This is a genomic window from Facklamia sp. P12945, assembly GCF_050409485.1.
Lineage (GTDB): Bacteria > Bacillota > Bacilli > Lactobacillales > Aerococcaceae > Facklamia.
In genome coordinates this window covers 1-5,135 of sequence record NZ_JBNUPJ010000037.1, presented here as the reverse complement: position 1 = coordinate 5,135, position 5,135 = coordinate 1, and the positions used below count along the sequence as shown (strand labels likewise).

Genomic DNA, 5,135 nt, shown 5'->3' with positions numbered 1-5,135 from the left:
TATATAGAAGTTGTCACTTATGGCAGCGAAGCTCATTGAAAACTGAACAAAGACAAACACCAAAATGTGTAAGGGTCTATTCGTTAAACCGGATAGAAACAACCGAATATAATTCGAGACATACTGCAGACCAGCAGTAAAAAAAATCAATAGCTAGTAATAGTAATGAGCAAAAGCTCAAATTCTTTCATGAGAGTTTGATCCTGGCTCAGGACGAACGCTGGCGGCGTGCCTAATACATGCAAGTCGAACGAACCGCGAGAGAACTTGTTCTTTCAAGGTTAGTGGCGCACGGGTGAGTAACACGTGGAGAACCTACCCTTCAGCGGGGGATAACCATTGGAAACGATGACTAATACCGCATAGAATCGCAGATCGCATGATCAACGAAGGAAAGACGGCTTCGGCTGTCACTGAAGGATGGCTCCGCGGTGCATTAGCTAGATGGTGGGGTAAAAGCCTACCATGGCCATGATGCATAGCCGACCTGAGAGGGTGATCGGCCACATTGGGACTGAGACACGGCCCAAACTCCTACGGGAGGCAGCAGTAGGGAATCTTCCGCAATGGACGCAAGTCTGACGGAGCAACGCCGCGTGTGTGAAGAAGGTCTTCGGATCGTAAAGCACTGTTGTTAGAGAAGAACGACCGAATGAGTAACTGCATTCGGAGTGACGGTATCTAACCAGAAAGCCACGGCTAACTACGTGCCAGCAGCCGCGGTAATACGTAGGTGGCAAGCGTTGTCCGGATTTATTGGGCGTAAAGGGAGCGCAGGCGGTGACTTAAGTCTGATGTGAAAGCCCACGGCTCAACCGTGGAGGGTCATTGGAAACTGGGTCACTTGAGTATAGAAGAGGAAAGTGGAATTCCATGTGTAGCGGTGAAATGCGTAGATATATGGAGGAACACCAGTGGCGAAGGCGACTTTCTGGTCTATAACTGACGCTGAGGCTCGAAAGCGTGGGGAGCAAACAGGATTAGATACCCTGGTAGTCCACGCCGTAAACGATGAGTGCTAAGTGTTGGAGGGTTTCCACCCTTCAGTGCTGGAGTTAACGCAATAAGCACTCCGCCTGGGGAGTACGGTCGCAAGACTGAAACTCAAAGGAATTGACGGGGACCCGCACAAGCGGTGGAGCATGTGGTTTAATTCGAAGCAACGCGAAGAACCTTACCAGGTCTTGACATCTGCTGCATAGCCTAGAGATAGGTGAAGTCCTACAAGACAGCAAGACAGGTGGTGCATGGTTGTCGTCAGCTCGTGTCGTGAGATGTTGGGTTAAGTCCCGCAACGAGCGCAACCCCTATCATTAGTTGCCAGCATTCAGTTGGGGACTCTAGTGAGACTGCCGGTGACAAACCGGAGGAAGGTGGGGATGACGTCAAATCATCATGCCCCTTATGACCTGGGCTACACACGTGCTACAATGGATGGTACAACGAGCAGCGAACTCGCGAGGGTAAGCGAATCTCTGAAAGCCATTCTCAGTTCGGATTGTTCTCTGCAACTCGAGAGCATGAAGCCGGAATCGCTAGTAATCGCGGATCAGCACGCCGCGGTGAATACGTTCCCGGGTCTTGTACACACCGCCCGTCACACCACGAGAGTTTGTAACACCCGAAGCCGGTGGCCTAACTTATAGAGGGAGCCGTCGAAGGTGGGATAGATGATTGGGGTGAAGTCGTAACAAGGTAGCCGTATCGGAAGGTGCGGCTGGATCACCTCCTTTCTAAGGAGTAGTTGGAACCTACACGAAAGGTTACTGTCTTTGTTTAGTTTTGAGTGAGCTTCTTTATGAAGCAACTCAATCGATCATTGAAAACTGAATACACCAAACAAGATTGATCATATTCTCGATGCGAGGTATGACAATCACATTATTTCTTAAAAAAAAGATATAATGAACCGAGAAATTGACCGAGTCTATGAGTAACATCATAGAGTTAAAAAATAAGCGAAAATATTGTGGTTAAGCAATAAAGGGCGCACGGTGAATGCCTTGGCACTAGGAGCCGATGAAGGACGCGACGAACAGCGATATGCTTCGGGGAGCGGTAAGTACGCTAAGAACCGGAGATTTCCGAATGGGGGAACCCAATGATTGTAGAAGATCATTATCCGCAAGGAAGGTAGACGCAGAGAACTGAAACATCTAAGTACCTGCAGGAAAAGAAAATAAGAATGATTCCCTAAGTAGCGGCGAGCGAACGGGGAAGAGCCCAAACCAGCGTGCATGCACGTTGGGGTTGTAGGACTCCACTACGAGACCAGACGATTTAGTAGAAGCCCATGGGAAGGGGCGGCAGAGAGGGTGAGACCCCCGTATGCGAAAGATCAACTGGCTCAGGAGTATCCTGAGTACGGCGGGACACGAGAAATCCCGTCGGAATCCACCAGGACCATCTGGTAAGGCTAAATACTCCCTAGTGACCGATAGTGAACCAGTACCGTGAGGGAAAGGTGAAAAGCACCCCGGAAGGGGAGTGAAAGAGTACCTGAAACCGTGTGCTTACAAGTAGTCAGAGCCCGTTAAGGGGTGATGGCGTGCCTTTTGTAGAATGAACCGGCGAGTGACGATAGTTGGCAAGGTTAAGTAGAAGATACGGAGCCGTAGCGAAAGCGAGTCTGAATAGGGCGTTAGTCAGGTGTCGTCGACCCGAAACCAGGTGACCTACCCATGTGCAGGTTGAAGGTGTGGTAAGACGCACTGGAGGACCGAACTCACATACGTTGAAAAGTGTGGAGATGACGTGTGGGTAGCGGAGAAATTCCAATCGAACCTGGAGATAGCTGGTTCTCTCCGAAATATATTTAGGTATAGCCTCAGAGTAAGAGATGTGGAGGTAGAGCACTGTTTGGACTAGGGGCCCTTTCGGGTTACCGAATCTAGATAAACTCCGAATGCCACAAACTCATCTCTGGGAGTCAGACTGCGAGTGATAAGATCCGTAGTCGAAAGGGAAACAGCCCAGACCACCAGCTAAGGTCCCAAAGTAACTGTTAAGTGGAAAAGGATGTGGGGTTGCCTAGACAGCTAGGATGTTGGCTTAGAAGCAGCCATCATTTAAAGAGTGCGTAATAGCTCACTAGTCGAGTGACCCTGCGCCGAAAATGTACCGGGGCTAAACAGTCCACCGAAGCTGTGGATTCTAATTTATTAGAGTGGTAGGAGAGCGTTCTATGTGCGGCGAAGCTGTACCGTAAGGAGCAGTGGAGCGCATAGAAGTGAGAATGCCGGTATGAGTAGCGAAAGACGGGTGAGAATCCCGTCCACCGATTGACTAAGGTTTCCAGGGGAAGGCTCGTCCTCCCTGGGTTAGTCGGGACCTAAGCAAAAGCCGAACGGCGTATGCGATGGACAACAGGTAGAGATTCCTGTACTTGGGAAATACGATTTAAGCAATGGAGGGACACAGGAGGTAAATCCACGCAGACTGATGGAAATGTCTGTAGAAGCAACGAGTGAGATGGTGAGTCAAATGCTTACGATTAATGATGAGTTGTGACCTGGAGCGAAATAATAGTAGCGAAGGTGGATAATCAAACTGTCGAGAAAAGCTTCTAGCTAGTATAACCAACCCGTACCGCAAACCGACACAGGTAGTCAAGTGGAGAACACTAAGGTGAGCGAGAGAACTCTCGTTAAGGAACTCGGCAAAATGACCCCGTAACTTCGGGAGAAGGGGTGCTGACGCAAGTCAGCCGCAGTGAATAGGCCCAGGCGACTGTTTATCAAAAACACAGGTTTCTGCTAAATCGCAAGATGACGTATAGGAGCTGACGCCTGCCCGGTGCTGGAAGGTTAAGAGGAGCGCTTAGCGCAAGCGAAGGTGCGAATTGAAGCCCCAGTAAACGGCGGCCGTAACTATAACGGTCCTAAGGTAGCGAAATTCCTTGTCGGGTAAGTTCCGACCCGCACGAAAGGCGTAACGATCTGGGCACTGTCTCAACGAGAGACTCGGTGAAATTATAGTACCTGTGAAGATGCAGGTTACCCGCGACAGGACGGAAAGACCCCATGGAGCTTTACTGCAACTTGATATTGAGTGTTTGTGTGACATGTACAGGATAGGTAGGAGTCAAAGAGCTGTGTACGCCAGTATGCAAGGAGACGTTGGTGGGATACTACCCTTGTAATATGAACCCTCTAACTCGCGTGAAGAACACGGAAGACAGTGTCAGGTGGGCAGTTTGACTGGGGCGGTCGCCTCCTAAAGAGTAACGGAGGCGCCCAAAGGTTCCCTCAGAATGGTTGGAAATCATTCGTAGAGTGCAAAGGCAGAAGGGAGCTTGACTGCGAGACCAACAAGTCGAGCAGGGACGAAAGTCGGGCTTAGTGATCCGGTGGTACCGCATGGAAGGGCCATCGCTCAACGGATAAAAGCTACCCTGGGGATAACAGGCTTATCTCCCCCAAGAGTTCACATCGACGGGGAGGTTTGGCACCTCGATGTCGGCTCATCGCATCCTGGGGCTGAAGTCGGTCCCAAGGGTTGGGCTGTTCGCCCATTAAAGCGGTACGCGAGCTGGGTTCAGAACGTCGTGAGACAGTTCGGTCCCTATCCGTCGCGGGCGTAGGAAATTTGAGAAGAGCTGTCCTTAGTACGAGAGGACCGGGATGGACACACCGCTGGTGTACCAGTTGTTCCGCCAGGAGCATTGCTGGGTAGCTATGTGTGGGATGGATAACCGCTGAAAGCATCTAAGCGGGAAGCCAGCTTCAAGATGAGATTTCCCATTCGCAAGAAGTAAGACCCCTGAGAGACGATCAGGTAGATAGGCTAGAAGTGGAAGTATAGCGATATATGGAGCGGACTAGTACTAATCGGTCGAGGACTTAACCATGAGATTTCAAGGTAAGTAGAGGTGTATTCAGTTTTGAGTGATTGAGAGATTGCTCAAGATAACGATGAGATGACACTGTGTGGTGATGATGGCAAGAAGGACACACCTGTACCCATGCCGAACACAGCAGTTAAGCTTCTTAGCGCCGATGGTAGTTGGACCTTTGGTCTTGTGAGAGTAGGACGTTGCCACGCGTGTCATATCAAAGTTATTCCGCCATAGCTCAGCTGGCAGAGCGCATGACTGTTAATCATGATGTCGTAGGTTCGAGCCCTACTGGCGGAGT

The 5,135-nt window shown here is 50.2% G+C and carries 1 tRNA gene and 3 rRNA genes; all 4 read left to right on the top strand.

Features of this window, described 5'->3' with window-relative positions:
- Window positions 1-185 precede the first annotated feature (185 nt).
- Window positions 186-1,733, top strand: a 16S ribosomal RNA gene (locus ACQV2X_RS08435).
- A 238-nt stretch (window positions 1,734-1,971) separates the two neighbouring features.
- Window positions 1,972-4,849: ribosomal RNA gene (locus tag ACQV2X_RS08430) — 23S ribosomal RNA — on the top strand.
- Between the two features lie 78 nt (window positions 4,850-4,927).
- A 5S ribosomal RNA gene (rrf, locus tag ACQV2X_RS08425) occupies window positions 4,928-5,043 on the top strand.
- Together the 16S, 23S and 5S rRNA genes with 1 tRNA gene alongside form the textbook arrangement of a ribosomal RNA operon.
- 18 nt (window positions 5,044-5,061) lie before the next feature.
- Window positions 5,062-5,134 (top strand) — tRNA-Asn (locus tag ACQV2X_RS08420).
- Window position 5,135 lies beyond the last annotated feature (1 nt).